This is a genomic window from Pseudarthrobacter sp. MDT3-1 (genome assembly GCF_054510755.1).
Window position 1 is genome coordinate 139,352 of sequence record NZ_JBTNDX010000004.1, and the last position, 26,194, is coordinate 165,545.

General features: G+C 65.6%; 24 protein-coding genes and 1 pseudogene. 6 read left to right on the forward strand and 19 right to left on the reverse strand.

Annotated features, from left to right (window positions below; translation table 11 throughout):
* Positions 1-120: 120 nt before the first annotated feature.
* The 5 genes and pseudogenes from ACX80X_RS04595 to ACX80X_RS04615 form a co-directional block, all read right to left on the reverse strand.
* Entirely contained in the window at positions 121-1,410 is a 1,290-nt protein-coding gene (locus ACX80X_RS04595) for an ammonium transporter (RefSeq protein ID WP_459311361.1), read from the reverse strand.
* A 509-nt stretch (positions 1,411-1,919) separates the two neighbouring features.
* Positions 1,920-2,929: pseudogene (locus tag ACX80X_RS04600) on the reverse strand (dehydrogenase family protein).
* 86 nt (positions 2,930-3,015) lie between these two features.
* Positions 3,016-3,828: a glucosamine-6-phosphate deaminase gene (gene nagB, locus ACX80X_RS04605; RefSeq protein ID WP_252608118.1), complete on the reverse strand. Its 813-nt coding sequence runs from the start codon at positions 3,826-3,828 to the stop codon at positions 3,016-3,018.
* Positions 3,809-5,107 (reverse strand): N-acetylglucosamine-6-phosphate deacetylase, encoded by a 1,299-nt coding sequence (locus ACX80X_RS04610; protein ID WP_459311363.1) that lies wholly within the window; start codon positions 5,105-5,107, stop codon positions 3,809-3,811. Before ACX80X_RS04610 ends, nagB begins: the two co-directional genes overlap by 20 nt.
* Positions 5,097-6,371 carry a PTS transporter subunit EIIC gene (locus tag ACX80X_RS04615; protein WP_252599100.1) on the reverse strand — a complete coding sequence of 425 codons (1,275 nt, stop codon included), beginning with the start codon at positions 6,369-6,371 and terminating at the stop codon, positions 5,097-5,099. The genes ACX80X_RS04610 and ACX80X_RS04615 overlap by 11 nt, the downstream gene beginning before the upstream one ends.
* Before the next feature lie 186 nt (positions 6,372-6,557).
* On the opposite strand from ACX80X_RS04615, the gene ACX80X_RS04620 reads away from it, so the two are divergent.
* From ACX80X_RS04620 to ACX80X_RS04635, 4 genes are all read left to right on the forward strand, one after another.
* On the forward strand, positions 6,558-6,788 hold the full coding sequence (locus ACX80X_RS04620; protein ID WP_056341275.1) for a glucose PTS transporter subunit EIIB: 231 nt from the start codon (positions 6,558-6,560) through the stop codon (positions 6,786-6,788).
* The gene (locus tag ACX80X_RS04625; protein WP_252614265.1) at positions 6,785-7,300 is read left to right on the forward strand and encodes a PTS sugar transporter subunit IIA; all 516 of its coding nucleotides are present in this window, start codon (positions 6,785-6,787) and stop codon (positions 7,298-7,300) included. Before ACX80X_RS04620 ends, ACX80X_RS04625 begins: the two co-directional genes overlap by 4 nt.
* A gap of 5 nt (positions 7,301-7,305) precedes the next feature.
* Positions 7,306-8,025 carry a GntR family transcriptional regulator gene (locus ACX80X_RS04630; RefSeq protein WP_252599103.1) on the forward strand — a complete coding sequence of 240 codons (720 nt, stop codon included), beginning with the start codon at positions 7,306-7,308 and terminating at the stop codon, positions 8,023-8,025.
* A 153-nt stretch (positions 8,026-8,178) separates the two neighbouring features.
* On the forward strand, positions 8,179-9,036 hold the full coding sequence (locus ACX80X_RS04635) for a prephenate dehydratase (RefSeq protein WP_252599105.1): 858 nt from the start codon (positions 8,179-8,181) through the stop codon (positions 9,034-9,036).
* On the opposite strand, the gene ACX80X_RS04640 is transcribed toward ACX80X_RS04635, so the two are convergent.
* The 13 genes from ACX80X_RS04640 to ACX80X_RS04700 form a co-directional block, all read right to left on the reverse strand.
* Positions 9,026-10,993: an FAD-binding monooxygenase gene (locus ACX80X_RS04640; protein ID WP_459311366.1), complete on the reverse strand. Its 1,968-nt coding sequence runs from the start codon at positions 10,991-10,993 to the stop codon at positions 9,026-9,028. The two genes, ACX80X_RS04635 and ACX80X_RS04640, sit on opposite strands and share 11 nt — an antisense overlap.
* Before the next feature lie 156 nt (positions 10,994-11,149).
* The gene (locus ACX80X_RS04645) at positions 11,150-11,521 is read right to left on the reverse strand and encodes a hypothetical protein (protein ID WP_252599215.1); all 372 of its coding nucleotides are present in this window, start codon (positions 11,519-11,521) and stop codon (positions 11,150-11,152) included.
* Positions 11,522-11,672: 151 nt separating this feature from the next.
* On the reverse strand, positions 11,673-12,368 hold the full coding sequence (gene urtE / locus ACX80X_RS04650) for an urea ABC transporter ATP-binding subunit UrtE (RefSeq protein WP_252599108.1): 696 nt from the start codon (positions 12,366-12,368) through the stop codon (positions 11,673-11,675).
* Positions 12,365-13,168: an urea ABC transporter ATP-binding protein UrtD gene (gene urtD, locus ACX80X_RS04655; RefSeq protein WP_252599110.1), complete on the reverse strand. Its 804-nt coding sequence runs from the start codon at positions 13,166-13,168 to the stop codon at positions 12,365-12,367. The genes urtE and urtD overlap by 4 nt, the downstream gene beginning before the upstream one ends.
* Positions 13,165-14,307 carry an urea ABC transporter permease subunit UrtC gene (gene urtC, locus ACX80X_RS04660; RefSeq protein ID WP_252599111.1) on the reverse strand — a complete coding sequence of 381 codons (1,143 nt, stop codon included), beginning with the start codon at positions 14,305-14,307 and terminating at the stop codon, positions 13,165-13,167. The genes urtD and urtC overlap by 4 nt, the downstream gene beginning before the upstream one ends.
* Positions 14,304-15,188 (reverse strand): urea ABC transporter permease subunit UrtB, encoded by an 885-nt coding sequence (gene urtB / locus ACX80X_RS04665; protein WP_056341284.1) that lies wholly within the window; start codon positions 15,186-15,188, stop codon positions 14,304-14,306. The genes urtC and urtB overlap by 4 nt, the downstream gene beginning before the upstream one ends.
* A gap of 34 nt (positions 15,189-15,222) precedes the next feature.
* On the reverse strand, positions 15,223-16,488 hold the full coding sequence (gene urtA, locus ACX80X_RS04670) for an urea ABC transporter substrate-binding protein (RefSeq protein WP_459311369.1): 1,266 nt from the start codon (positions 16,486-16,488) through the stop codon (positions 15,223-15,225).
* Between the two features lie 369 nt (positions 16,489-16,857).
* Positions 16,858-17,283: a heat shock protein transcriptional repressor HspR gene (locus tag ACX80X_RS04675; protein ID WP_308216161.1), complete on the reverse strand. Its 426-nt coding sequence runs from the start codon at positions 17,281-17,283 to the stop codon at positions 16,858-16,860.
* A 15-nt stretch (positions 17,284-17,298) separates the two neighbouring features.
* Positions 17,299-18,279 (reverse strand): DnaJ C-terminal domain-containing protein, encoded by a 981-nt coding sequence (locus tag ACX80X_RS04680; protein WP_252599113.1) that lies wholly within the window; start codon positions 18,277-18,279, stop codon positions 17,299-17,301.
* Between the two features lie 95 nt (positions 18,280-18,374).
* Entirely contained in the window at positions 18,375-19,061 is a 687-nt protein-coding gene (locus tag ACX80X_RS04685; protein ID WP_252599114.1) for a nucleotide exchange factor GrpE, read from the reverse strand.
* A 2-nt stretch (positions 19,062-19,063) separates the two neighbouring features.
* Entirely contained in the window at positions 19,064-20,926 is a 1,863-nt protein-coding gene (gene dnaK / locus ACX80X_RS04690; protein ID WP_459311371.1) for a molecular chaperone DnaK, read from the reverse strand.
* 221 nt (positions 20,927-21,147) lie between these two features.
* A complete protein-coding gene (locus ACX80X_RS04695) occupies positions 21,148-21,375 on the reverse strand; it encodes a hypothetical protein (protein ID WP_252599116.1) in 228 nt (75 codons plus the stop codon).
* A gap of 69 nt (positions 21,376-21,444) precedes the next feature.
* Positions 21,445-22,221, reverse strand: a complete 777-nt coding sequence (locus ACX80X_RS04700) for a TetR/AcrR family transcriptional regulator (RefSeq protein WP_252599118.1) — start codon at positions 22,219-22,221, stop codon at positions 21,445-21,447.
* 128 nt (positions 22,222-22,349) lie between these two features.
* Between ACX80X_RS04700 and ACX80X_RS04705 the strand changes: the two genes are divergently transcribed.
* Entirely contained in the window at positions 22,350-23,279 is a 930-nt protein-coding gene (locus ACX80X_RS04705; RefSeq protein ID WP_252599119.1) for an NAD-dependent epimerase/dehydratase family protein, read from the forward strand.
* Positions 23,280-23,284: 5 nt separating this feature from the next.
* Here the strand turns inward: ACX80X_RS04705 and ACX80X_RS04710 are convergent, their stop codons facing one another.
* Positions 23,285-25,501 (reverse strand): MMPL family transporter, encoded by a 2,217-nt coding sequence (locus tag ACX80X_RS04710; RefSeq protein ID WP_252599120.1) that lies wholly within the window; start codon positions 25,499-25,501, stop codon positions 23,285-23,287.
* 176 nt (positions 25,502-25,677) lie between these two features.
* Between ACX80X_RS04710 and ACX80X_RS04715 the strand changes: the two genes are divergently transcribed.
* Complete coding sequence (locus ACX80X_RS04715; RefSeq protein WP_252599121.1) at positions 25,678-26,193, forward strand: MarR family winged helix-turn-helix transcriptional regulator; 516 nt, start codon at positions 25,678-25,680, stop codon at positions 26,191-26,193.
* Position 26,194 lies beyond the last annotated feature (1 nt).

Here is a 26,194-nt window from a genome sequence, read left to right on the forward strand (position 1 = left end):
AACTATAAGCCAGCGGCTGCTGGCACCGGTCCGATGTTCGGCCCTTAGCCGGGCTCGCGCCGGGCGGCGCCAATGGGCGCCGCCCGGGCATATCTATTTGAGTTCAGGTCCCACTGGTTATCAGGCCCGCTGCGGCGAACCCAGCTCCACCGGGTCTTCATCAGTGAGGTAAGCAAGTTCCGAGTGCGCGGCGATGTCGATACCGCGCATTTCGTCTTCAGGCTTGATCCGCAGGCCGACAACGCGGTCGAGGATCTTGGCCAGGATCCACGTGATGCCGAACGAGTACGCCAGGACCGTGACTGTGGCCAGCGCCTGGACACCCAGCAATTCAACGCCGCCGCCATAGAACAGGCCGTTGACGGCGTTCGGAGCAGCGTCGGTGGCAAACAGGCCGATCAACAGGGTGCCGATGATGCCGCCCACGAGGTGAACGCCCACGACGTCGAGCGAATCGTCGTAGCCCAGGCGGAACTTCAGTTCGATGGCGAGGGAGCAGACGGCACCGGCGATGGCGCCGATGGCCAGTGCACCCACCGGGCTGACCGCGCCGCAAGCAGGCGTAATGGCAACCAGGGCCGAGATCAGGCCGGATGCCGCTCCCATGCTGGTGGCTGCGCCGTGGCGGAGGCGCTCAACCAGTGCCCAAGCGAGGAGGCCGGCCGACGCTGCCACCGCGGTGTTCAGGAATACGATGGAGGCGGACTGCCCGGCCGAGAGTGCGGAGCCTGCGTTGAAGCCGAACCAGCCCACCCAGAGCAGTCCCGCTCCTACGAGCACAAGCGGCCGGCTGTGCGGCTTGGTGTGCTCCATCTTGGGCCAGCCGGAGCTCTTGCCGAGCACGAGTGCCAGTGCAAGCGCCGCTGCGCCGGCGTTCATGTGCACGGCGGTTCCACCGGCGAAGTCGATTGCCTTGATGCCGCTCGCGATCCAGCCGCCCATGACGCTGCCGTCAGCAGAGGAGAAAGCGAACACCCAGTGTGCGATGGGGAAGTAGACGATGGTTGCCCAGATTCCGGCAAACAGCATCCAGGCGCCGAACTTCATACGTCCGGCTGCCGCTCCCGCAACCAGGGCCGTAGTGACACATGCGAAGAACAGTTGGAAGGCGGCGAACAGGACCACCGGAATGGAGGCTGCCTCGTCTGCGGCGAGCAACTGTCCCATGCCCGGGAATTCCGTGATGTCCCCGATGAGTCCGAGGCCGCCCACGGAGTTTCCGAAGGCCATGGAATAACCGAAGAGCGCCCAGAGTACTGCCACTAGGCTCGCGCCGCCAAAGCACATCATCATCATGTTGAGAATACGACGAGACCCCACCATGCCCCCGTAAAACAGGGCCAGGGCAGGGATCATCATACAGACCAGCGCTGAGCTGGCCAGAATCCAAGCGACATTTCCCGAATCCATGGGAAACCCCTTTCGTGATGCGAAGAGAGAACGGAAATTGCCCGTCAGAGCCGCTCCGGAGGTGGGACGCGGAGTAAGTACCACGTTCGTCGGAGGGCAGCTATTGCCGTCTGGTTCCGACTGTATGGCTGCAGTTCCGCGATGGGTTTCTGGCTGGTTAAATCAACGTTTCACTCACGGGCACGCGAGTTTCACAGGTCACTCAAACGAACTTTGGATTCAGGGAATTCCGGGATCGCAGCCGCCGGTTTTCCCGCGCAGTGCTACTTGGCGGAGACGGCCATGAACCTGATGGGCAAGTCGAGCAGCTCCAGCCGCCCATGGGGCCCTCGCCGTCAAGCAGGAGTGAGTCGCTCGATTCCATGGTGTATTCGTAGGCGCCGTGTCCGTAAACCATCTTTCCGGCAAGCATGTAAATAGACTCCGTGCCCGGATGCTGGAACAACGCAAGCGGCCACCGACCCTTAGCTTGTGTCGGTGGCCGATATGAGCGTCAGTGTGAGTGTGCGCTAGATAAGCCCCTGCGCGAGCATGGAATCAGCCACCTTGACGAAGCCGCCGATGTTGGCGCCCAGCACGTAGTTGCCGGGGTCGCCGTACTCGTCCGCGGTTGAAGCGCAGCGGTGGTGGATGCCCACCATGATCTCGGTGAGCCGCTGTTCTGTGTGCTCGAAGGACCAGGAATCGCGGCTGGCGTTCTGCTGCATCTCAAGCGCCGACGTCGCCACGCCGCCTGCGTTCGCGGCCTTGCCCGGCCCGAACAGCACACCGGCATCCTGGAACACCGAGACAGCGTCACGGGTGGAGGGCATGTTGGCGCCTTCGCCGATCGCGACCAGGCCGTTGCGGACCAACCGCGCGGCAGCATCGCCGTCGAGCTCGTTCTGCGTGGCGCAGGGCAGCGCCACCGTTGCGTCGACATCCCACACCGATCCGGCTTCCACATAGGAAACGCCGGGGCGGCGCACTGCATAATCCTTGAGGCGTCCGCGTTCAACTTCCTTGACCTCGCGGAGGAGCGCGACGTCGATTCCCGCCTCATCCACGATGTAGCCGGAGGAGTCGGAGAAGGCCACCACGCTGGCACCGAGCGTCTGCGCCTTGGCAATGGCGTTGATGGCCACGTTGCCGGAACCCGACACCACCACGCGCTGCCCGTCGAAGAAGGACCCCCGGGTTTTCAGCATCTCCTGGGTGAAGATGACGGTGCCAAAGCCGGTGGCTTCCGGCCGCACCAGGGAGCCGCCCCAGGACATGCCTTTCCCGGTGAGGACGCCGGATTCGGGAAGCCACGGTTGATCTGCACGCGGCCGGAATCGTCGGTCCACGGGACGCGGAAGATGATCTGGCGTTCGGGCTCGCAGAGCCGCTCCAGGATGGCGGCTTCGAGCAGCTCGGGGTGCCGGTCGTGGACGGGACCAAGGCTCTCAAAGACCTCGGTCACTGCCTGGTGGAATTCAGCTTCACCTGGGTGCCGCGCCAGTACCGTATTCCGGATGGCCTCAAGCCGAGCGTCCACGCCGCCTCCTCTAGTTCAACAGTTATTCCATGCAGTGGTAGCAAAATTTCATTTGGCGGAATCCAATGCGACGAATGTCACCTTCTTCAACGGCTGACCGGCTGCCGGAGCCAGGGCCTCGTGGGCGTTTGGCCCAGCCTGTCGTTGAAGTCCTGGGCTTCCCGGTAGTAATCCAGCAGGCTTAGCTGGGAAGCGGCTCCCGGGTCCAGGATGACAACTGCCCGGCGGTGCAGCTGGAGCACCGACGCGGGGCAGTGGGCACTGACCGGACCTTCCACCATGGCCTGCACAGCGGCGGCCTTGTTCTCCCCCATCGCCACCAGCACTGCCAGTTTGGCTTCGCTGATGGTCCCGAGGCCCTGCGTCAGGCACAGCCGCGGAACATCGCCGTCGGAAAAGAACCGCGCGTTGTCAGCCCGCGTGGCCCCGGCGAGGGTCTTCACCCTCGTGCGGGAAGCCAGTGACGACGTCGGCTCGTTGAAGCCTATGTGGCCGTTGGCGCCGATGCCCAGGATCTGGATGTCCACACCCCCGCCGGCGGCGATGGCTGCGTCATAACGGTCAGCCTCGGCCACCAGGTCCGGCGCGTCCCCCTGCGGGGTAAAGAGCCGTTCCAGGGGCAGGTCCACATGGTCGACGAACTCCCGCCGGATGGTGGAGTAGTACGACTGCCCGTGCTCCGGCGGCAAACCCGCGTATTCGTCCAGCGTGAAGCCGGCGACCTTGCCGAAGCTGAGCTGCTCCTCGCGGTGCCGCCGGATGAGCTCCTGGTACGTGGATCGCGGGGAGCCGCCGGTCGCCAGCCCCAGCACGGCCGGTCCCTGCCGGACCCGGGCTTCAATGATGTCCGCCGCCCGGGCTCCTACGTGATCGGCGGACTCACACAGAACTATCTGCACGGTCATTCCTTTCCTGCGTTTGTGGTGTGCCGGCGCGGTATGCCTGCACGAGTTCAAGTTCTTCGGTGGTCACCAGCACGTCCGCCCGGCAACCCGCGGCAATGGCTCCCACCCGGTTGGGGTTAGGCCGATCCAGGCCCATCAGCCGCGCCGGAGTGGAGGATGCCGCGACGACGGCATCGGCCAGGGGAACGCCCCACTCAACGCAGCGGCGGACGTTCTCCAGCAGGTGGCTCGTCGCGCCGGCGATCGCCCCGGGACCGGCGTCGGGAGCGGCGGCGGGACCGGCGTCGGCGGTTCCGGCCAGGCGCGCCACGCGGTCCTGGACCAGCACGTCCAGGCTGCCGAGAGTGTAATGGCCGTCGGACATGCCCGCCGCCGCCATCGCATCCGTAATGAGCGCAATGGAGCGGGGTCCCACCAGCCCGAAGACCATGCGGACGATCTCCGGGTCCAGGTGCACGCCGTCGGCAATCAGTTCCAGCACCACCTGCCCGGGTGACTGTTCGGCCGCCTGCAACAGGACCGCAATGGGCCCGGGCGTGCGGTGGCCCAGCGGGGGCATCCGGTTGAACAGGTGCGTGGCCGACCACAGGCCGCCAACCCCACCGTCTACGCCGCCCAGGGCTTCCCGGGTGCGGGAAGCCGTGGCGGCGGTATGGCCAAGGGAAGGCACGACGCCGTGTTCCCGGCAGAGCTGCACGAGCTCGGCAAAGTGCGGGGTTTCGGGGGCAAGAGTCAGTGACCGCACGGTCCCTCGTCCCGCCTCAAGCCATTGCTGCAGGAGCGCCGGGTCGCCGTCGATGATGGCTGCCGGGTCCTGGGCCCCGCACATGCTTGTGGTGATGAACGGCCCTTCCAGGTGCAGGCCGGCCAGGGTGCCGTCCTGCACCAGGTCCCGCAGCACCTCGATCTGTTCCAGCAGTACCTGCGACGGCGCCGAGACCAGCGAGGCGAGTACCGACGTCGTGCCCTGCGCTGCATGGTGGCCGGCAGCCAGGCGCGCGCCGTCCGCATCCGCGGAGAAAGTGTGCCCCACGGCACCGTGGCAGTGGACGTCCACGAGTCCGGGCAGGATGAGCGGCACTTGCCGGAGATCGGCGTCGAAACCTACCGGCAGGTCCGACGTCGGGCCGCACCACACGATGTTCCCTCCGGCCATCACCACGGTGCCGTCGTCGATCACCGCAGCACCGGGGAGTCCGGTGACGAGGCGGCCCCGCAGCCCCACCCCGTCGCCGGCCCCGCTGCCCCGGGCCGACGAAGGCTCAGCTGGCATCGGCTTTGGCCATTGAGCCGTTCTCGTCGTTTTCATCTTCGCGGCCCATGGTGCGCAGGTTCCAGCGACGGATCACAAAGCGGAACACCACGTAGTACACGGCGGCGTAGCCCAGCCCGATGGGGATCAGCCACAGCGGATTCTGTGCGATGCCGAAGTTCAGGACGTAGTCGATCGCTCCTGCTGAGAATCCGAACCCGTGATGGATGCCGAGGAAGTTGACCAGCATCATGGACGTCCCGGTCAGGAAGGCATGGACGACGTACAGCGGCCAGGCCACGAACATAAACGAGAACTCCAGCGGTTCGGTGATCCCGGTGAGGAAGGCCGTGAGGCCGGTGGAGAGCATGATGCCGCCCACGATCTTCTTCTGCGACGGCTTGGCTTCCTGCCAGATGGCGAGGGCGGCTGCGGGCAGGGCGAACATCATGATGGGGAAGAAGCCGGTCATAAAGACGCCGGCGGTGGGGTCCCCGGCGAAGAACCGGTTCAGGTCGCCGTGGGCGCCGTCGTAGTCGCCGATGATGAACCAGACGATGGAGTTCAGGATGTGGTGCAGGCCCAGCGGAATGAGCAGCCGGTTGAGGACGCCATAGACCCCGCTGCCCACCACGGTGTTGTCCGCCACCGTGTTGCCCACGGCAGTCAGCCCGTTGTTGAACAGCGGATACAGCAGCGCCATGGCAACGCCGATCACGATGGCGGCGAAGGATGTCAGGATGGGCACCAGGCGGCGGCCCGCGAAGAAGCCCAGCCAGTCCGGCAGGGTGGTGCGGTGGAAACGCTGCCACAGCAACGCCGTCGTCAGGCCCATCACAATGCCTGCCAGCACGCCGTAATTGATGACGGGATCCTTGCCGCCCTCGGGGGCGGCTCCCAGCACCAGCGGGGCCATGACCTTGAAGACGTTGGTGAGGACCAGGTATCCGACGACGGCGGCAAGGGCCGTGGAACCGTCACCCTTTTTGGCGAAACCGAAGGAGATGCCGACGGCGAAGAGCAGCGGCAGGTTCTCGAACAGGGCGCCGCCGGCGGCGCCGATGACCTGGGCGACGGTGGTCAGGGATTCGAACCTGCCCAGCAGGTCGTCTTGGCCCAGGCGCAAAAGCAGCGCCGCCGCGGGGAGGGCGGCGATGGGGAGCATAAGGCTGCGGCCGAAGCGCTGCATGTTCTGCAGCGCTTTTCCGCTGCCCTTGCCCTTGCCTGGTGCCGGGGCGGCCAGTGGGCCGGCCTCGGCGGAAGCTGATGGGTTTTCAGTCGTCATAATGTTCCTCGTCTCGAAGAGGGTGGTGCTTGTGCGGGGATGCTTGATTCAGTAGAGTCTAGCTAACTGGTTATAACCAGTGACAACCATCACTGTGAAGGGCGCCGACCTCAGTTGTCAACCTCAAGCCGTAAAAAAGCTTCCGGACCCGGCGTCATTCACCGCGAAACGAACTCAGGAGTGGACATGTCCAAAGCAGAAATCATCCTCGCCGCCCTTGGCGGCGCCGAGAACGTCGAAGAAATCGAAGGGTGCATCACCCGCCTTCGCACCGAGGTGGTGGACTCCTCCCGGGTTGACGAGGCCGCCCTCAAGGCCGCGGGTGCCCACGGCGTCATGATGTCCGGCACGGTGGTCCAGGTGGTTGTGGGCCCGGAAGCCGAAAGCCTCGCCGAAGACATCCAGGACCTGATGTGAGCAGTCCTGAGGTGAGCACGCCGGACGTGAGCACGGAAGCACCTGCCCAGGTCATCAGCGTTGTCGCCCCGCTGCCGGGCCGGCTCATTCCCCTGGACGAGGTGCCGGACCCCGTGTTCGCCAAGGGGCTTGTAGGCGGCGGCGCCGCCGTAATTCCCGACGACGACGCCGGCGTCCTCACCGCCGTCGCACCGCTGGACGGCCGGGTCATCAAGGTCATGCCGCACGCCTACATCGTCCAGCACGCGTCTGGGCCCGCAGTGCTGGTCCACGTCGGCATCGACACCGTCGGGCTGAAGGGCGAGGGCTTCGCCGTGCTCGCGCAAAAGGGGGACCAGGTCCGCGCCGGCGACCCCATGATCACCGTGGACGTCACATTGGTCCGCTCAAAGGACCTGAGCATGTGCAGTCCCGTGGTGATCCTGGACAGCGCGGCGGACGCCATCGAACCTCCGGCCTCCGGTGGCCGCGTGGAAGCAGGCGGCCACCTGTTCAAAATTCCCGGAAAATAGGAGACATGGATACGGCAGGGGAACTAAAACACGTCTGGGTCCGCAGGCAACTCCAGGACCTGGTGTCCAGCACGCTGCGGCCCGGCGACGCCCTGCTGGGTGAGCGGCAACTGGAGGAGCAGTTCGGCGTCTCCCGCATCACGGTGCGCCGTGCCATTTCGGACCTGGTCCAGGACGGCGCATTGGTGCGGATCAAGGGGAAGGGCACGTTCGTCTCCCACGGGCTGGTGCGTTCCACCCTGCACCTGGCCTCGTTCAACGAGGACATGCGGGCCGCCGGATTCGAACCCAGCACACGGGTCATCAACGCCTCCACGGCATTGCCGCCGGCGGCGGCCGCCGATCACCTCGGGCTGGCGCCCGGGGAAACTGCCTTTCGCGTCCGCAGGCTGCGGCTCGCGAACGGCGCTCCCGTCAGTGTGGACGAATCGTGGCTGCCGCCCGCGCTGGTCCCCGGGCTGCTCTCGGAAGACCTGACGGGGTCCCTTTACCGGGCCCTCGGCGCCGCGGGGCACCCGGTGCAGCACGCCGAACAGACCGTCGAGGCCGCCGCCGCCCCTGACGAGACCGCCGCGCTGCTGGACATCGAACCCGGGTCACCGGTCCTGCTCTTCCGGCGCCGTTCGTTCACCGGCCAGGAGGACCCCGGCACACCCATCGAATACGCCGTCTCAACGTACCGCTCGGACCGGTACCAGGTGTCCATGCGGCTGGGCGCGGGCTAAGCCATGCTTACGCCGCACCAATACGTCTGGCTCCGCGTCACCCACCTCTGATGCCCCAACTGAGTAGCGCTATCTGCCGTTCTGGACCCTCAAAACGGCACTTGACGCTACTCAGTTGGGTGGGCAGGCACCTGACGTGAAACCATACGGACCATGGCCCAGAAGATTGCGTACCAGGGTGAGCCCGGCGCCAACTCCAATATCGCGTGCATGCAGATGTTCCCCCAGCTGGAAAGCGTTCCCTGCGCCAGCTTCGAGGACGCCTTCGAGCTGGTCTCCAGCGGCGAGGCGGAGCTGGCGATGATTCCGATTGAGAACTCGATCGCCGGCAGGGTGGCAGACATCCATATCCTCCTCCCCCAGTCGCACCTGCAGATCGTGGGCGAGTTCTTCCTGCCCATCCACTTTGACCTGCTGGGCATTCCGGGCAGCACTATCGAGGCGGCCACGGAGGTCCACAGCCACATCCACGCCCTGGGCCAGTGCCGCCGCCTGATCCGGGAGGCCGGGCTGCGTCCTGTCATTGCCGGGGACACCGCCGGATCCGCCCGGGAGGTCCGCGAGTGGAACGACCCCACCAAGCTGTCCCTCGCTCCCCCGCTCGCGGCCGAGATCTACGGCCTTGACGTGCTGGCGTCGCGGGTCGAGGACGACCCGTCCAACACCACCCGTTTTGTGGTCCTGGCGCGGGAAAAGGAACTGCCCACCCGGGAAGAGCTGCCCGGACCGGCGGTGGCCAGCTTTGTGTTCCGCGTCAGGAACGTCCCGTCGGCGCTGTTCAAGGCGCTGGGCGGGTTCGCCACGAACGGCGTGAACATGACCCGGCTGGAGAGCTACATGGTGGGGGACGAATTCGCCGCCACAATGTTCATGGTGGACGTCGAAGGCCACCCCGAGGACCTGCCGTTGCGCCTGGCCCTTGAGGAACTGGATTTCTTCACCACCGAAGTCCGCATCCTGGGCGTCTATCCCGCCGCCGGTTTCCGGACCGCGCAGACAGTCACTGTCTGATCGCTGGCCGCTGGAGCGGAGCGAAAAACGCGGCGAGTTCGGCCGTCGCGTCCAGGGGCAGGACGTTGGCCACGTACTGGTCCGGCCGCACCACCACCACCACGCCGCCGCGGTCCAGGCCCCGGAGCTCGAAGATGTCAGCGGCGGGATCGGTGGCGTAGACCTTTTCGTAGTCCGTCAACTGGAACGGCCCCACTGACGGCTTGAACGCCGCCGGAACCGCACCGATATCAACGTTTGTGTGGTCCTGCTGGTAGATGACCTTCACATCGAACCACGCGTCCCGGTCAGCGCCCGACGGCGTAGCGGCCAGCGGTGATTCCGGCGAGTTCGCGATCCACTCGGCGAAGCCGGAGACGGACGACGGCGGCGCGTGCTGTCCCGCCGTCGGCTGTCCGGCATCCTGTTGTCCCGCCGTCGGCTGTTCTGCGGACGACGTCGCCGCATCGGATGCTGCCGCGTCGGCGAAGACGTAGATGCGCCACCGGCCGTCCGCTGTGGCGTGGTGGCCGAGATGCATCGGGTTGCCGTCGCACACCCGCACCACGGGCGCGGACTTGAACCGCTTGCCGATGGGGAAGCCGGCGGCAAGGTGCTGGTGCACCGGTTCTGCGGTAATCATGGACGGCGTGTACTGGGTCATGAAGCCCGCGGGGAACTCGGCGGTGCTGACGTAGAAGTCCTCAAGCTCGGAGGGGTTCGCAAACTCCTCCGGCTTCTTCGCCATCATGGTGGACCACTCTTTGTCGAAGTCGATCAGGTTCTTCGCCACCACCTGCCGCTCGGCCGAGTACGTGGCCAGCAGGCTGGCGGGGCTGCGGCCCTCGAGCACATGCCCGAGCTTCCAGCCGAGGTTGAAGCCGTCCTGCAGCGAGACGTTCATGCCCTGGCCGGCCTTGGCGCTGTGCGTGTGGCAGGCATCGCCGGTGATGAACACGCGGGGTGTGCGCGTCCCGCGCTGGTCCGGAAGGACGTCGTCGAACCTGTCCGTGAGGCGGTGGGCGACCTCATACACGCTGTGCCAGGCGACATTGCGGACGTCCAAGGTGTAGGGGTGCAGGATGGTGTTCGCGTGGTCGATGATTTGCTCGATGGTGGTGCTGCGCACGGCCCCGTGGTCCTCCGGCGCGACGTCGCCGAGGTCAACGTACATGCGGAAGAGGTGCCCGCCTTCGCGCGGGATCAGCAGGATGCTGCCGCCCGCACCGGACTGGATGGCGCATTTTGTGCGGATGTCGGGGAAGTCGGTGACGGCGAGAACGTCCATGACTCCCCACGCGTGATGGGCCTGGTCACCGGCCATGGTGCAGCCGATCGAGTCGCGCACCTTGCTGCGTGCGCCGTCCGCGCCGACGACGTACCTGGCTCGGACAACACGCGTCTTGCCCTCGTCAGGTCCTGAAGTGTGGACGAGCCTCACGGCGACTGGGTAGTCGCCGTCGCCGATTTCGAGGCTGCGGAACTCATAGCCGAAGTCGGGCGACATCCGCGCTGGCGCGTTGGCCATGTACTCGGCGAAGTAGTCCAGCACGCGGGCCTGGTTGACGATCAGGTGCGGGAACTCGCTGATGCCCGTGGGGTCGTCCGTCGTGCGGGCGGCGCGGGCGATCCGGGAGTGGTCGGCGGGGTCCGGTTTCCAGAACGCCATTTCGGTGATGCGGTAAGCCTCGGCGATGATGCGCTCCGCGAACCCGAACGCCTGGAAGGTTTCGACGCTGCGGGCCTGGATACCATCCGCCTGGCCGATGACGAGCCGCCCGGGGCGGCGCTCCACGATGCGCGTGGTGACGCCAGGGAACCGGGAGAGCTGGGCCGCGGTGAGCATGCCCGCAGGACCGGTGCCCACGATGAGCACGTCCACTTCGTCGGGAAGCTCGGCAGGCCGGTCCAGACCGACGCCGGATGCTGGCTGGACCCGCGGGTCACCGGATACGTAACCGTGGTGGTGGAACTGCACGGGCTTTCCTCACTTCGTTGTGCGGCTGGCAGGCATCGAGTTCGATAATAGAACTCAATGTTCCATATATGAATCCTGCCCTGAAGTGGAAGTCTACGCGGCAGTGATGCAGGCCACAACCGGCACCGGCGACCGTGTGCCCGGGTCGCCGGAGTCCTACCCCATCGCCGGCGCTACCGACGTTCCGGAGCTGAACTGGCTGCGGGCCCAGCGGGCGAGTTTTTTGCCCTTGCCCTTCCACCAGTTGTCCTCGTCCTTGTCGTGGTGCAGACGGAAGATGATGGCCACCATCACGAACATCGACATGCCAACGTCCATCCAGGACCAGGCCAGCGCGTCGATCAGCACGCTCATGCCGGCGGCGATGATGGACGGAACGGCCAGCGTCCGGAAGACCGTGCTGGCCACATAGCGCCGGTGCGACCTCGGCACGGACAGCGCCCGCACCATGTCAAAGCACATGCAAACCACAACGACGGTCTGACCGATGGCAAGCAGGATCAGCCCGGCACTGGACCCTGCGAACATAACGACTGAAGAACCAAACACGCGAAAACCCCCAAAGGCTCGAACCTGCACTGTTAGACCTAGCTGAAGTTCCATTCAAGCCAGTGGGGGGTGGTCCGGTCACGAGTAGTGAGTACTCGCTTTTCGGCATCAGACAAGCATTGTTCTCGCCTCAGATGAGCATCGCCTGCCGCACATTGCCCGCTGATCCAGCGCCGCCGGCTCCCGAGGAGGAAACCCTTCCGGCCGAAAGGACGTAGTAGCTGTCCGCGGCATGGAGGGCAAAACCGATGTGCTGCTCCACCAGGAGGATGCTCATGCCGTTGCGCTGGGACAGCTTGAGGATGGTCGCTTCGATCTCCGCCACAACGTTGGGCTGGATGCCTTCGGTTGGTTCGTCCAGGATCAGAAGGCGCGGCTCGGTGATCAACGCCCGGGCAATGGCAAGCTGCTGCCGCTGGCCGCCCGACAACAGCCCGGCCCGCCGTGCCAGCAGCGGACGGAGCGCGGGAAACATATCGAGGGCCTCTGCCACGCGTTCATTGCCGTCCCTGCGCCCGTCCGCGATGAGCTGCAGATTCTCCATAACGGACAGCTGCCCGAATGACTGCTGGCCCTGTGGTACATAGGCCATGCCCCGCGCCATCCGCTGGTGTGGGCGGAGGGCCGAGATGTCCTCCCCGTCCAGGGTGATGCGTCCGGCCATGGGTTTGAGGAGCCCGACGACGGCGCGCAGCAGCGTCGTTTTGCCGGCGCCGTTGTGCCCCAGAACCGAGACGACGGCTCCCTCCCGGACGGTCACGCTCACCCCGGAGATCACCTGAGTACGGCCGTAACCGGTCTGCAGATTTTCGATTTCGAGCATCATTGGCCTTCCGTTGCCGCGGTCCCCAGGTACACGTCCTGCACCTTCTTGTCGGCCTGCACCTGCGCTACGCTTCCCTCACTGAGGACCTTGCCCGCGGCAAGGACAGAGACCGATGTCGCGAACTCCCGGACGAAGTCCATATCGTGCTCAATTACGAGGGTGATCCGGCTGGCTGCGATGCGGCGCAGCAGCTCGCCGGTTTCCCCGCGCTCGTCCTGGCTCATCCCCGCGATTGGCTCGTCCAGGAGGAGCACGTCCGAGTTCTGCACCAGGAGCATGCCGATTTCCAGCCACTGCTTCTGTCCGTGGGCGAGGATGCCTGCCTTCTTGTCCGCCGCGCCTGCCAGGCCGATGATTTCCAGGGCCTCTTCCACGGCTGGTTCCACGGACTTCCGGCGGCGGAGCATCTGCAGCGGGCTGCGGCTGGAGCCGGCAGCGATGTCGAGGTTCTGGAGTACGGAGAGGTTCTCAAACACGCTTGCGGTCTGGAACGTGCGCCCCACACCCAGCCGGGCGATCTTGTGCACTTTGCGGCCGAGGATCTCTGTGCCGGTGTGGTTCACCGATCCCGTAGCCGGCACCAGCCCGGTGATGGCATCAATTACCGTCGTTTTCCCGGCACCATTGGGTCCGATCAAGAACCGCAGGTCGCCCTGGATCACATCAAGGTTGACGTTGTCCACGGCGAGGAATCCGTCAAAGGAAACCGAGAGGTTACGGACTTCGAGGTATTTTGGCCGGCCGCGGCGCCAACCCCCGGCCTGGGGCTCCCCGTCAGGGAGCAGCGTGGGCGTCGTCATCTGCTGACCTCCTCAGGCTTGGTGGCTCGCTCTTCAACGTCGGGATCTGGCGCGTCGGGCGGCGCTACGGGATCTGACGCTTCGGGCGGCGTTCTGCGCCGCCTGCCCAGCAGGGCCGGCAATGAGGCAAGCCCGCCCGGCATAAACCCGATGACCAGGACAAACAGCAGGCCCTGGAAGTACACCCAGAAGGACGGGAAAGTGGATGACAGGCTGGACTGGGCCGCGGCGACGCAGACGGCGCCGAGGACCGGCCCCAGAAGGGTGCCGCGGCCGCCGATTGCGACGCCGATAAGGAATGCGATGGACGGGATCACGCCCACGTCCGCAGGCGAGATGATCCCGACGATCGGGACGAACAACGCCCCCGCGACGCCTGCCAGGACGGCGGCAGCCACGTAGATGACGGTTTTGACGGTCGCCGGATCGTAGCCCAGGAAACGGACGCGCTCCTCCTGGTCCCGGACCGCCACCAGCAGCTCGCCGAAACGGCTGTGCATCAGCTGCCGGGCAATGGCGACCGACAGCAGCAGGACCACCGCCGCGATCATGTACAGCATGAGCTTGTTGTTCGGGTCCTTCAGGTCAAAACCGAAGAATGACCGGAATCCGTTCAGTCCGTTGGACCCTCCGGTTGTAGCCTGCTGGCCAATCAGGAACACTGCGGAGGCCGCCGCCAGCGCTTGGCTGAGAATCGCGAAATAGGCACCTTTGACGCGGCGCTTGAAGATCGCGAAGCCCAGGACGAGTGCCACCAGCCCCGGAACCAGGACCACGGCGAGGAGCGTCACTGCGGGGCTCCGGAACGGTTCCCACCAGCCTGGAACCTCGCCGCTGCCGTAGAGGGACATAAAGTCCGGCACCCCGGAGCCGCCGAAGAGCGATGCGTCGGCCAGCTTCATGTGCATGGCCATGATGTAGGCCCCGAGTCCGAAGAACACCCCCTGGCCCAGGGTCAGCATGCCGCCGCGTCCCCACGCCAGGCCGATACCGACTGCCACGATGGCAAAGCAGAGGAACTTCCCTAGCAGGCCGAGGTTGAACGCCGGAAGCAGCGCGGGTGCAACGCCCAGGAGCAGGACCGCACCAAGGGTGAATCCGGCCACGGTTCCCAACCGCCCGCGCAACAGGCTTTTCATGCCAGGCTCCTTGTTTTGAGGCTGAAGATGCCCTGCGGCCGAAGCTGGAGGAACACCACAATCACGATCAGGATCAGGACCTTGCCGATGCTGGCCGTCGTCGAGTACTCGAAGACGGACTGCAGCACTCCCAGGGCAAAGGCAGCGATGACGGCCCCCTTGATCTGGCCGATACCTCCGGCCACCACCACCAGGAAGGCATCCACTATGTAGTTGGTGCCGAGGTACGGGCTTGTTGAACCTATGAGTGTGACCGCGACGCCGGCGATGCCGGCCAGGCCCGAACCGATGAAGAACGTCAGTTGGTCGCTGCGCCGGGTTGACACCCCACTCGTTTCCGCGAGGTCCCGGTTCAGCACAACGGCCCGGATACGGCGCCCGAGCGGCGTGGCCTTCAGGAGGAGGACCAGGCCGGCGAGGCACAGCAGCGAGAGCCCCAGGATAAAGAGCCGGGTCAGCGGGATGGGAGCGCCCAGCAACTCGATGTTCCCCTGCAGCCATCCCGGTGCGCGGACATCGACGCTGGGTGCCCCGAAGATGTCACGTGCGGCCTGCTGCAGGATCAGGGCCACCCCGAAAGTGACCAGAAGGGTGTCCAGGGGCCGGTGGTACATGCGGCGCAACAGCACCGCTTCGAGCACCAGCCCCAGGACACCTCCCACCAGGAAGCCTGCGGGAATGGACACCAGCAGCGATACGCCGGCGTCGGAGATGGCCTGCTGGACCACAAAGGCCGTGTAGGCCCCGGCCATCATGAACTCGCCGTGGGCCATGTTGATGACCCCCATCTGGCCGAAGGTCAACGACAGTCCCAGTGCCGCCAGGAGCAGCACGGAGCCGAGGCTGAGTCCGGCGAACATCTGCCCTATCAGGAGTTCCATTCCAGCAGGCCTTTCCTCGATGTTTCCGCGGCCGTTACTTGGTCAGGTCCTTGGCCCAGTCGTAAGTGGCCAGGAACGGATCCGGTTCAACCGCCGCGGGCGATGACCACACCGTGTCGATCAGGCCCTCCGCGTTTATCTTGCCGATGCGGGGGGTCTTGGTGATGTGGTTGTTCTCCCCGTTGACCGTGACCAGGCCCTCAGGCGCCTCGAAGGTCACCCCGTCCGCGGCGGCCTGCACCTTGTCCACCTCAAAGGATCCCGCCTTCTCCACGATTGCCTTCCAGAGGTACAGGGAGGTGTAGGCGGCTTCCATGGGGTCGCTCGTTACGCGCTCGGTGCCGAACTTCGACTTGAACGCCGCCACGAACTTCTTGTTGGCTGGCGTGTCCAGGGTCTGGTAGTAGTCCCAGGCAGTCAGTTGGCCTTCGACGTTGTCCAGGCCGACGCCGGGGACTTCCTCCTCGGCGATGGACACGGAGACCACGGGAATGGTGTCGGCGGTCAGGCCAACGCTCTTGTACTGGCGGAAGAAGGCCACATTGCTGTCGCCGTTGAGGGTGTTGAAGACCGCGTCGGCCTTGGAGTCCCGGACTTTGTTGACGATGGTGGAGAATTCCGTGGAGCCCAGCGGGGCGTACTCCTCGCCGAGGACTTCGATGCCCTTGGCCGCGGCGTAGGCCTGGATGATTTTGTTGGCTGTTCGCGGGAAGACGTAGTCACTGCCGACCAGGAACAGGGACTTGGTTCCCTGCTCGGCCAGATAGTCCAACGCCGGGATGATCTGCTGGTTGGTGGTGGCGCCGGTGTAGAAGATGTTCTTCGACGACTCCAGGCCCTCGTACTGCACCGGGTAGAACAGCAGCGCGTCGTTGGCCTCAAACACAGGGAGCATCGCCTTGCGGCTCGCGGAGGTCCAGCCGCCGAATACCGCGGCCGCGCAGTCCTGCTGGATCAGTTTCCCGGCGCGCTCCGCGAACTTGGTCGGTTCGCTGGCGCCGTCCTCGCTGATGACCTCGAGCTGCTTGCCCAGGACACCGCCGGAAGCGTTGATTTCCTCGGCAGCCAGGGACAGGGAGTCGAAGACGGTGCTCTCGCTGATGGCCATGGTGCCGGACAGCGAGTTGATGAACCCGACTTTGATGCTGCTGCCCGAGGTGTCCACACAGGAAGTGCCGCTGCTGGCGGTGGAGCCTGCGGACGCCGGATCCGCGATCTGGCTGCCGCAGCCTGCCAGGACAGTGGCCATGGCGGCTGCCGCCAAGGAATAGAAAGCGCGTTTGGTGACCGAAACCCTCATGTGTACCTGCTTCTCACTCCGCCGTTGCGCTGGGCAGCGGCTCGCCTCCGGGGTCCGTCAGAAGTGACCCCTTGCGATGAACGTAGGAGCGAATTGTTTCAGCGCCTGCCCGGTTGGTTTCGAGACCGTTTCGGGGCGCTCGCCGGGCCGGCCGGGAGTTGAGGCGCACGGCAGGCGTGCGGGAGAAAACCGCGGGAAAACGGGCCCTGGGAGAGTTAACCTGCGGGAAACCTGCCGCGGCGTAACTTTGGCCCGGTAGCCGGACATAATCCGGCCCAGCGCCGTGAAACGGGTCTCACCTGCGGTTATGCGCAACACCCGAGCGGCGGGCAGGGCTATTTATGCGTCGGCCGACTGCCTGAGTGGCGACTATTCGCCCAGCGCCCTGGGCCGCCAGACCACCACGGCTTGGGAGCGCGCACGGGGGCGCTGGCCCCGTGCCAGGCTGACCACATCACCGGCGGCACCGGCCGCGAAGATCCGCGAATCAAGAGGATCACGACGGCGGCCCAGCTCCTCGGTCATCTCGCCCACCCTGCGCTGCAGCGCGGCCACCTGGTTCTCGAGCTCAAGGATCCGTTTGATGCCTTCGAGCGAGACGCCCTCGTGGGACAGCCGCTGGACTTCGCGCAGCATGTTGATGTCCCGCTGCGAATAGCGGCGCGACTTCCCCGGCGCCCGGCTGGGCGAAACAATGCCCAGCCGGTCATACTGCCGGAGCGTCTGCGGGTGCATGTCCGCCAGTTCAGCCGCGACGGAGATCACGAAGATCGGCTGGTCAGCGCTGATGTCCACGGTCTGCTCCGTTGCTTAGAGCCGGGCCTTGGCGGCCAGGCCTTCACGGACATCGGCGTCGGCGGTGGCTTCGGCAAAGGCCTTCACGGCTGCTTCGGCTTCCTTGTTCAGGTTCTTCGGCACCGCGACGTCGATGGTCACCAGGAGATCGCCGGTGACCTTGGAGGTCTTCACGCCGTGGCCTTTGACCCGGAGCGTACGCCCCGAAGGCGTGCCGGCCGGAACACGGACCTTGACGGTCTCGCCGTCGATAGTGGGGACCTGGATGTCGGCGCCCAAAGCAGCTTCCGGGAAGGTGACCGGGACATGGATGCGGAGGTTGTCGCCGTCGCGCGTGTAAAACTCGTGCGGCTTGACGGACACGGCCACCATGAGGTCGCCGTTGCCGGCGGGCCCTGGCTGGCCCTTGCCGCGGACGCGCACTTTCTGGCCGTCCTTGATGCCGGCGGGAACGCGGACGTCAATGACGTCACCGCTGGGTTCGCGCAGGCCGATGGTGGTGCCGCGGATGGACCCGGAGAAGGAAATGCTGGTCGTAGCCGTACGGTCGGCACCCTTCTGCGGCGGGCGCTGGAAGCCCGTCGGGCCGCCGAAGCCGCCGCCGCCAAACAGGTCAGCAAACTCGGGCGGGATGCCGCCTGACGTATTGAACCCGCCGGGCTGGCGCCGCGCGCCGCCGGTGAACAGGCCGCCGAACATGTCCTCGAAGCCGCCGTTCCCGGCACCGGCACCGGCACCGCCGGGGGCAAAGCGCGCGCCGCCACCCATGGCCCGGATGGCGTCATACTGCTGGCGCTCGTCCGGATCAGACAGCACTGAATAGGCCTCGGAGATGTCCTTGAACTTCTTCTCCGACGCAGCGTCCCCCGAGTTGGTGTCCGGGTGGTGCTGGCGGGCAAGTTTCCGGTAGGCCTTCTTGATGTCGGCGTCGGAAGCGTCCTTGGCGATACCAAGGATCGCGTAAAAGTCCTTGTCCACCCAATCCTGGCTAGCCAATGGCGTTTCCTTTCAAATCTCTGTGCCGAGATGGAAGTTCGCGGCAATGTTCCTGCGAATCACTGCCGCGAACTGCCATCTCGATGGGGTAAATGCTACGCAGGAACTGCGACGATAACCTGTGCTGCGCGGAGGACGCGCTCGCCTGACCGGTAGCCGGAGCGGAGGACCTGGCTGACGGTGTCAACCTCGATGTCCTCTCCCGGCTGCTGGATGAGGGCCTCGTGGATCGTGGGATCGAACTCCACTCCGGTCTCATCAATGCGGACCAGGCCGTACGTCTTCAGCGCGTTCTCCAGCTTGGTGGCGATCGCGGCGAACGGGCCGTCGGTCAGGTCACCGTGCTGGCGGGCAGCATCGACGTCGTCCAGTACCGGCAGCAGGGAGTTCAGGACGCCGATAACAGCCATCTCCCCTGCCACGGCCCGGTCGCGCTCGACGCGCTTGCGGTAGTTGACGTATTCAGCCTGGAGGCGGAGGAGATCGTTCTTCAGCTCGGCAGCTTCAGCGTGTCCGGCACCCTGTGCCACCGATTCCTCGGCCGGCACCTCGATGCCGTTCAGGATTTCCTCGGCCTGGGCGAGTGCATCGCCGTCCCTGTCACCAAGCTCGCCGCCAACAGGCTCGCCCACTAGGGGCTCTCCCACCGGCTCGGCAGCGGGCTGCTCGCCCTCCGGGTGCCGGGCCTGCCCGGTCACCGGGTCAACCTTGCGGTTGTCCCGGATGATCGGCTCCTGGTTCGCGGATGAGTTGTGCTCTTCCTCGTTACCGTGGTGCGGCATGGCTACTTCTTCGCTTCGTCTTCGTCGATGATCTCGGCGTCGACGATGTCCTCATCAGCAGCCTTGTCGCCGGCGGGGGCGCCACCAGCGGCGCCTTCGGCACCGTCCGGCGAACCGGCCTGGGCGTAAATGGCTTCGCCGAGCTTCGACTGGGAAGCCTGGAGCTTCTCGAACGCGGTCTTCACGGCTGCGTCATCGGTGCCTTCGAGGGCCTTCTTGAGCTCGTCGACGTCGGCCTTGACCTCGGTCTTGACCTCTTCGGGCAGCTTGTCGGCGTTGTCGGCGATCAGCTTGTCCACGGAGTAAGCGAGCTGCTCCGCGGTGTTGCGGGTGTCGGTCGCCTCGCGGCGGGCCTTGTCCTCGGCTGCGTGCTCCTCGGCGTCCTTGACCATGCGCTCAATGTCTTCCTTGGAGAGCGCGGTGCCACCGGTGATGGTCATGGACTGTTCCTTGCCGGTGCCCTTGTCCTTCGCGGAGACGTGGACGATGCCGTTGGCGTCGATGTCGAAGGTGACCTCGACCTGCGGGACGCCGCGCGGAGCCGGCGCGATGCCGGTCAGCTCGAACGTGCCCAGCGGCTTGTTGTCGCGGGTGAACTCGCGCTCGCCCTGGAAGACCTGGATGGCCACGGACGGCTGGTTGTCATCAGCCGTGGTGAAGGTCTCGGACCGCTTCGTGGGGATGGCGGTGTTGCGCTCGATCAGGTGCGTCATCACACCACCCTTGGTTTCGATGCCCAGGGACAGCGGGGTGACGTCGATCAGCAGGACGTCCTTGCGCTCGCCCTTCAGAACGCCGGCCTGGAGTGCTGCGCCAACGGCTACAACTTCATCCGGGTTGACGCCCTTGTTCGGTTCCTTGCCTCCGGCCAGTTCCTTGACCAGGTCGTAGACAGCGGGCATGCGGGTGGAACCGCCCACGAGGACGATGTGGTCGATCTCGGAGAGCTTGATGCCGGCTTCCTTGATGACGTCCTGGAACGGCTTCTTGGTGCGGTCCAGCAGGTCCTTCGTGAGGTCCTGGAACTTGGCGCGGGTCAGCTGCTCGTCCAGGTGGACCGGGCCATCGGGGGTGACGGAGAGGTACTGGAGCGAAACGTTGGTGCTGCTGGAAGAAGAGAGTTCCTTCTTGGCCTGCTCCGAGGCTTCACGCAGGCGCTGCAGGGCGATCTTGTCCTTGGACAGGTCAATGCCCTTGACCTTGAGCTGGTTCAGCAGGTAATCAACAACGCGCTGGTCCCAGTCGTCGCCGCCAAGGTGGTTGTCGCCGGCGGTGGAGCGGACCTGGATGGTGGAGAAGTTGTCTTCATCCTTGCCGACTTCCAGCAGGGAGACATCGAAGGTTCCGCCGCCGAGGTCGAAGACCAGGATGAGCTCGTCTTCCTTGCCCTTGTCCAGGCCGTACGCCAGAGCGGCCGCGGTGGGCTCGTTGACGATGCGCAGGACGTTGAGGCCTGCGATTTCGCCGGCCTCCTTGGTGGCCTGGCGCTGGGCGTCGTTGAAGTACGCGGGAACGGTGACGACGGCGTCGGTGACCTTTTCGCCGAGGTAGGACTCGGCATCGTTCTTCAGCTTCATCAGGATGCGTGCGGAGATTTCCTGCGCCGTGTACTTTTTGTCATCGATGGCGACGCTCCAGTCAGTGCCCATGTGGCGCTTGACGGAATGAATGGTGCGGTCGATGTTGTTGACGGCCTGGCGCTTGGCGATCTCGCCAACCAGGACTTCGCCGGACTTGGAGAATGCAACGACGGACGGCGTGGTGCGGCCACCCTCGGCGTTGGCAATAACGGTGGGCTCGCCACCTTCGAGAACGGAGACGACGGAGTTGGTGGTTCCGAGGTCGATACCTACTGCACGTGACATGTGTTGCTTCCTTCTTTCCTTGGAAACTTGCTGGCGCTCGTGTTGAGCGTTCTGCACTCAACTTTACTCAAGGCACAAGCGATGTCAATCCAAAGTTGAGCGGAGTACGCTCAACTTTGGATTTTTGGGTCACGGCACCCTCAGGCGAGCCCCCGGAATCCCGGGGATTTCAGGCGGAAAATCCCCGTCCCTGGCAGTAGTTCGCTGTGCGTGAACGGCCGCTACCGGTTCTCGTCCTCGTCCACTTCCACCTCACGGGCGCTGTCAACAGAGCCGGCCTCGCCGTAGTCACCTTCGGGATAGTCGCCCTCCTGGGGCTGGTTCTCCGCCCCGCCCACGACGCCGGCCTCGCCGTAGTCGCCTTCCTCATACTGGCCACCTTCACCCTCCAGCCCGGGCTCGGTGCTGCCTTTGCGGCGATCTTCTTCAGGTGCGGTGTTTTCACTCATGACGTGATCTCTCCTTTGAGTCTCCGCGTCCATCCGGGCGCATTTGGAGTCTACTCAGCCGGAGGCGGGCTAAACAGGGGTGGCCGCAGACTTCGGGTCGTCCCGCGGGTTTCCCTCAGGCACGAGCCCAGCCATCGCCGCGAGGACAGTGAGGTGGTGTTCAAAGAGTTCGCCCCGGGCACGGAACGTATCCGGGCCATATTGGCCAAAAACCTCAAAACTCACGGCCCCGAAGAGCGACGTCCACACGAGGGCACCGTTCGCCTGGAGTTCGTCCGGCATGGCCAGCCCAAGTTCACTGCGGATCGCCTCAAGGTCGGCGGACAGGGCAGAAGGTACGACGGCGGTGCGCGCCGTGGCGGTCAGCGCACCTGCCCGGTAGGCGCCGTCGAGAATGCCGATCAGGCGGTAGATCACGCGCGTTCCCGGGGTTGTGGTCTGGCTCGAGGGGGCCTGGTAGCCGGGGACCGGACTCCCGAATAGCAGGCCGTAGCGCGCAGGCTCCCGCAACGCCCATGCCCTGACAGCCCGGCCGAGCGCCTTGAACCTGCCATCGAAGTCGCGCACCGGCACCGCGTTCACCGCGGCATCCACGGCGTCGCCGAGCTCACTGTAGGCGTCCACCAGAAGCAGCGTGAGCAGCTCGTCGCGGTTGGCCACGTAGCGGTAGACCGCGGAGGAGACCACGCCAAGATCCCTTGCCACGGCGCGGAGGGACAATGCGGCCGCGCCCTGCGTTGCCAGGTGCTCCCTGCCCAGCCTGACGATGTCGGCAATGGTCTGGGCCCGGGCGCGCTCCCGCGGTGTCCGAAGGATGGGTTCCGCGGCCGCGGCAGGGTCATTCATTGCTCCAGCATGGCACAAATCAGAGCAGTGTCAACAATTGAGAGCACTGCTCTTGACAGGCCTCCCGGACAAGGCGCACGCTTGTTGGAGAGCAGCGCTCTCTAGCGGAAATCCCTTGAGGAGAAGTCATGAACGATGTCTACGTTGTTACCGGAGCCGGCCCCGTGGGCTGGACAGTTGCAGAACAGCTCGCTGAGCAGGGGAAAAACGTCAGGATCCTCACCCGTTCGGGCAGCGGCCCCAAGCATCCGCTGGTGGAACGGGTGAAGGCCGACGTCCAGAATGCCGCCCAGCTGCGGGACGCCTTCGCGGGCGCCACCGCCGTCTTCCACTGCATCCACGGCTCCTCCTACACCGTGGACGCGTGGCAAGCAGAACTGCCCCGGGCCGAGCAAACGGTGCTATCCGCAGCAGGCGAGGCAGGCGCCGTCGTCGTTTTTCCCGAGAGCCTTTACTCGTACAGCGAGCCTGAACGCCCCATGGTCGAGGCGGGTCCGCGGACTGCCGAGGGCGGCAAGCGGGGCGTCCGCACCGCGCTGCTCAAGGCGCGGGACGCCTCTCCGACCAACACCGTCAGCGTGGTTGCCGGCGATTTCTTTGGCCCTCGGGTGCGAACCTCACATGCCGGAGAGCGCGTGGTCCCCGCCGTCCTGGCCGGCAAGAAAGTCTGGGTCATCGGGAGCGCCGATCAGCCCCATTCATTCACGTACGTCCCGGACCTGGCCGCCGCGATGATCCACGCCGCGGCGACGCCGTCGCTGTGGAACAGGGTGTGGCACGCGCCCACGGGTCCGGCAGTCACGCAGCGGCAGCTGGCCACAGCGTTCACCGAGACTGGCGGAGTGCAGGCGCCGAAGCTTGGAGCCATTCCGGGCTGGGCGCTCCGGACCATGGGTGTGTTCTCGAAAGACTTCCGCGAAGTTGCCGAAATGCTCTACCAGTTCGAGCGGCCGTTTGTGATGGAATCTGCCGCCAGCGAGACCGCACTTGGGATCCGCCCGACACCTCTGCGCGAGGCCGCCGCTGCCACGGTGGCCTGGTGGCGCGCACAGTGCTAGGTGCCCTAGCGGCGGCTGGCAGTCTCTGACGCGGGATGAAGGCCGGGCTCGGCCGGGCCAACCTCCCGCCGCACCGCGGCATCCAGCTCCGTCCGGCCCAGCTTGCCGGGCCACCAGATGCGCGGGCCGATGTCGTACGCCAGCGCAGGGACCAGCAGCGAGCGCACCAGCACGGTGTCCAGCAGTACGCCGAACGACACAATGAAGGCCAGCTGCACCAGGAACATGATGGGGATGACGCTCAGTGCGGCGAACGTGGCGGCCAGCACCACGCCGGCCGAAGTGATCACTCCGCCAGTCACGCCGAGTCCGCGAAGGATGCCCGGCCGGGTCCCGTGCTTCAGCGACTCTTCCCGCACCCGGCTCATCAGGAAGATGTTGTAGTCCACACCCAGGGCAACCAGGAACACAAACCCGAACAGGGGTACGGTGGCGTCGGCGCCGGGGAATCCGAGCAGGCTGTTGAAGACCACGGTCGAAACGCCCATGGCCGCGCCGTACGACAGCACCACGGAGAGCACCAGCAGGACCGGCGCCAAGACTGATCGCAGCAGCAGCATCAGGATGAGCAGGATGACCGCCAGCACGATCGGGATGATGATCACCAGGTCGCGCTGGGCGGTGGTGTTGGTGTCCAGCGCAGTGGCGGTCACGCCGCCAACCAACGCGCCGGCGTCGACCGTTTTTGCCTCCTCGCGCAGCGCCTTGACCGCATCCTCCGCCTCAATGGAATCCGCGGCGTAGTTGAGCGTGGCGTTGATCAGCACCTTGCCGTCGTGGACGTCAGGCTCGCTGGGAGTCCCGGGGGCGCCGGTGATCGGCAGCCTGCCTTCAGCCAGGAGGTAGGCGTCCCCCACGCCGTCGGCCGCTTTGACCTTTGCCAGCACTTCATCGGCTTTACTTTCGTCCGCGATGACGACGGCGGGGCTGCCGCTGCCGGCGTCGAAATGCCGCGCCAGCGCGTCCTGGCCGTCCACCGCATTCGACGCGGTGAGAATGACCTCGGTCTGCGGCACGCCGTTGGCCTTCAGCTGCAGCACCCCCGCCGAAGCCACCAGCAGGAGGAGGACCGACGCGACCCAGACCGTGCGCGGGCGGCGGGAGACCAGCGAACCGGTGGCCCGCCAGATGCCCTTCTGCCCTTCCAGGCCGGTGACCAGCTCGGGCTCGCGCTCGCCCGCCGGAACCAGCCTGGGGCGGAGCGGCCAGAACGCGGCCCGGCCCAAAAGTGCCATCAGGGCGGGCAGGAGGGTCAGCGCGGCGAAGAGCGAACAGAGGATGCCCGCAGCCGCAACGGGGCCCAGCGCCTTGTTGGAGTTCAGGTCCGAGAACAGCAGGCAGAGCAAGGCAATGATGACAGTGGCGCCGGAAGCCAGGATCGGCTCGAACGACGCCTTCCACGCCGTCAGCACCGCTTCCGTCCGGTTGCGTGTGTGGGTCAGGGCCTCGCGGAACCGCGCCACGTACAGCAGGGCATAGTCCGTGGCCGCGCCGATCACCAAGATGGACAGGATGCCTTGGCTTTGGCCGCTCAGCTGGATCCAGCCGAGCTTTGCCATGCCGAACACCAGCAGGATGGCGGCACAGAGCGCAAAAACCGAGGTAAGCAGCACGGCGATGGGCAGCAGGAGCGAACGGTAGACGATCAATAGGATCAGGAAGACCGCGCCGAGTGCCACCAGCAGCAGGATGCCGTCAATGCCGGCGAAGGCGGCGACCAGATCTGCGGTCAGGCCCGCGGGTCCGGTGACGAAGGTCTGCATGCCTGCGGGGGCGGAATCCGCCAGGAAGTCCCGCAACTCCTGGACGGATTCCTTAAGCTCGCCGGAGGACCCGATCGGGGCAATGAACTGGACCGCTTTCCCGTCCTCGGACGGGATGGGGCCGATCACCGCGCTGCCCAGCTCCAGGCCCTCGAGCCCAGCCTTCAGGGATGCCAGTTCGCCAAGCTCCGAGGGGCTGATGGCGGCGTCGTTTTCGATGACGATGACCGCCGGCACTTCGTCTGAATCGCGGAACTTTGCCTGCCAGTCCTGGACCGCGGTGGCCTCGGCGCTCGCCGGCAGGAACGAGGCCTGGTCGTTCGAGGAGACCTCGTCGAGCCGGCCGAACGTGGGTCCACCCACACCGGCGATGGCCAGCCACGTGAGCACCAGGAACACGGGAAGCAGCCAGCGAAGCCAGAACGGAACCTTCGCGCTGTGCTGGGGACTTGATTTCATGATTCCTGCTTCGCTTGGGTGGCCGGGGTACACTTGGTTCCATCCTAGAGTATCTCCACCATGGAAATAAATTGGTTTTCTGTTTGAACCTACGCAGCTGGCATCGCTGCAGTAATATCCGTCAGGGCACCAGGCAAGATCACAGGACGTGGCAAGCGAGCGGAGGAGGGCGGAACATGACGGACGAAGCGTTCCAGCGCCCACCCGACTCCGCACCCTTTGCCCTGGTCCGCCTGCTCCAGGACTTCACGCTGGAGGCCAACAGGTATGTGGACACTGCCGGCGGCCGCAACGACATGCACCGCACGGACCTCAACGCGCTGGCAGTGATCATGCGGCACACCGCCAAGGGCCTCGTGGTCACGCCGGGCATCCTGCGCAGGGAACTCAACCTCAGCTCGCCCGCCACCACCGCGCTTATCGACCGGCTGGACAGTTCAGGGCATGTGGTGAGGGAGCGCCTCGGCCCGGACCGGAGGCAGGTCCAGTTGCGCATGACACCCAAGGCCTTCCAGGACGGCAGCGCCATTTTTATGCCGCTTTCGCGCCACATGGGTGCCGCCATGGCGGGTTTCTCGCCCGAAGAGCTGGAGCTGGTCAGCCGGTTCATGGCCGCCATGGTGGACGCCACCATCGCGGCCCGTGAGGAAACGTCCGACGGCGGCCCCGCCTCGCCCACTCCGCCCAAGTAGG

Excerpts from the sequence above, each read along its gene's own strand:
- ACX80X_RS04630 (WP_252599103.1), top strand. The coding sequence starts at position 7,306 with ATGGATACGGCAGGGGAACTAAAACACGTCTGGGTCCGCAGGCAACTC.
- urtA (WP_459311369.1), bottom strand. The coding sequence starts at position 16,488 with ATGAGGGTTTCGGTCACCAAACGCGCTTTCTATTCCTTGGCGGCAGCC.
- ACX80X_RS04615 (WP_252599100.1), bottom strand. The coding sequence starts at position 6,371 with ATGACGACTGAAAACCCATCAGCTTCCGCCGAGGCCGGCCCACTGGCC.
- ACX80X_RS04620 (WP_056341275.1), top strand. The coding sequence starts at position 6,558 with ATGTCCAAAGCAGAAATCATCCTCGCCGCCCTTGGCGGCGCCGAGAAC.
- ACX80X_RS04645 (WP_252599215.1), bottom strand. The coding sequence starts at position 11,521 with ATGTTCGCAGGGTCCAGTGCCGGGCTGATCCTGCTTGCCATCGGTCAG.
- dnaK (WP_459311371.1), bottom strand. The coding sequence starts at position 20,926 with ATGTCACGTGCAGTAGGTATCGACCTCGGAACCACCAACTCCGTCGTC.
- ACX80X_RS04695 (WP_252599116.1), bottom strand. The coding sequence starts at position 21,375 with ATGAGTGAAAACACCGCACCTGAAGAAGATCGCCGCAAAGGCAGCACC.
- ACX80X_RS04595 (WP_459311361.1), bottom strand. The coding sequence starts at position 1,410 with ATGGATTCGGGAAATGTCGCTTGGATTCTGGCCAGCTCAGCGCTGGTC.
- urtE (WP_252599108.1), bottom strand. The coding sequence starts at position 12,368 with ATGATGCTCGAAATCGAAAATCTGCAGACCGGTTACGGCCGTACTCAG.
- urtB (WP_056341284.1), bottom strand. The coding sequence starts at position 15,188 with ATGGAACTCCTGATAGGGCAGATGTTCGCCGGACTCAGCCTCGGCTCC.
- ACX80X_RS04700 (WP_252599118.1), bottom strand. The coding sequence starts at position 22,221 with ATGAATGACCCTGCCGCGGCCGCGGAACCCATCCTTCGGACACCGCGG.
- ACX80X_RS04635 (WP_252599105.1), top strand. The coding sequence starts at position 8,179 with ATGGCCCAGAAGATTGCGTACCAGGGTGAGCCCGGCGCCAACTCCAAT.
- ACX80X_RS04710 (WP_252599120.1), bottom strand. The coding sequence starts at position 25,501 with ATGAAATCAAGTCCCCAGCACAGCGCGAAGGTTCCGTTCTGGCTTCGC.
- ACX80X_RS04705 (WP_252599119.1), top strand. The coding sequence starts at position 22,350 with ATGAACGATGTCTACGTTGTTACCGGAGCCGGCCCCGTGGGCTGGACA.
- ACX80X_RS04715 (WP_252599121.1), top strand. The coding sequence starts at position 25,678 with ATGACGGACGAAGCGTTCCAGCGCCCACCCGACTCCGCACCCTTTGCC.
- urtC (WP_252599111.1), bottom strand. The coding sequence starts at position 14,307 with ATGAAAAGCCTGTTGCGCGGGCGGTTGGGAACCGTGGCCGGATTCACC.
- ACX80X_RS04610 (WP_459311363.1), bottom strand. The coding sequence starts at position 5,107 with ATGCCAGCTGAGCCTTCGTCGGCCCGGGGCAGCGGGGCCGGCGACGGG.
- urtD (WP_252599110.1), bottom strand. The coding sequence starts at position 13,168 with ATGACGACGCCCACGCTGCTCCCTGACGGGGAGCCCCAGGCCGGGGGT.
- ACX80X_RS04685 (WP_252599114.1), bottom strand. The coding sequence starts at position 19,061 with ATGCCGCACCACGGTAACGAGGAAGAGCACAACTCATCCGCGAACCAG.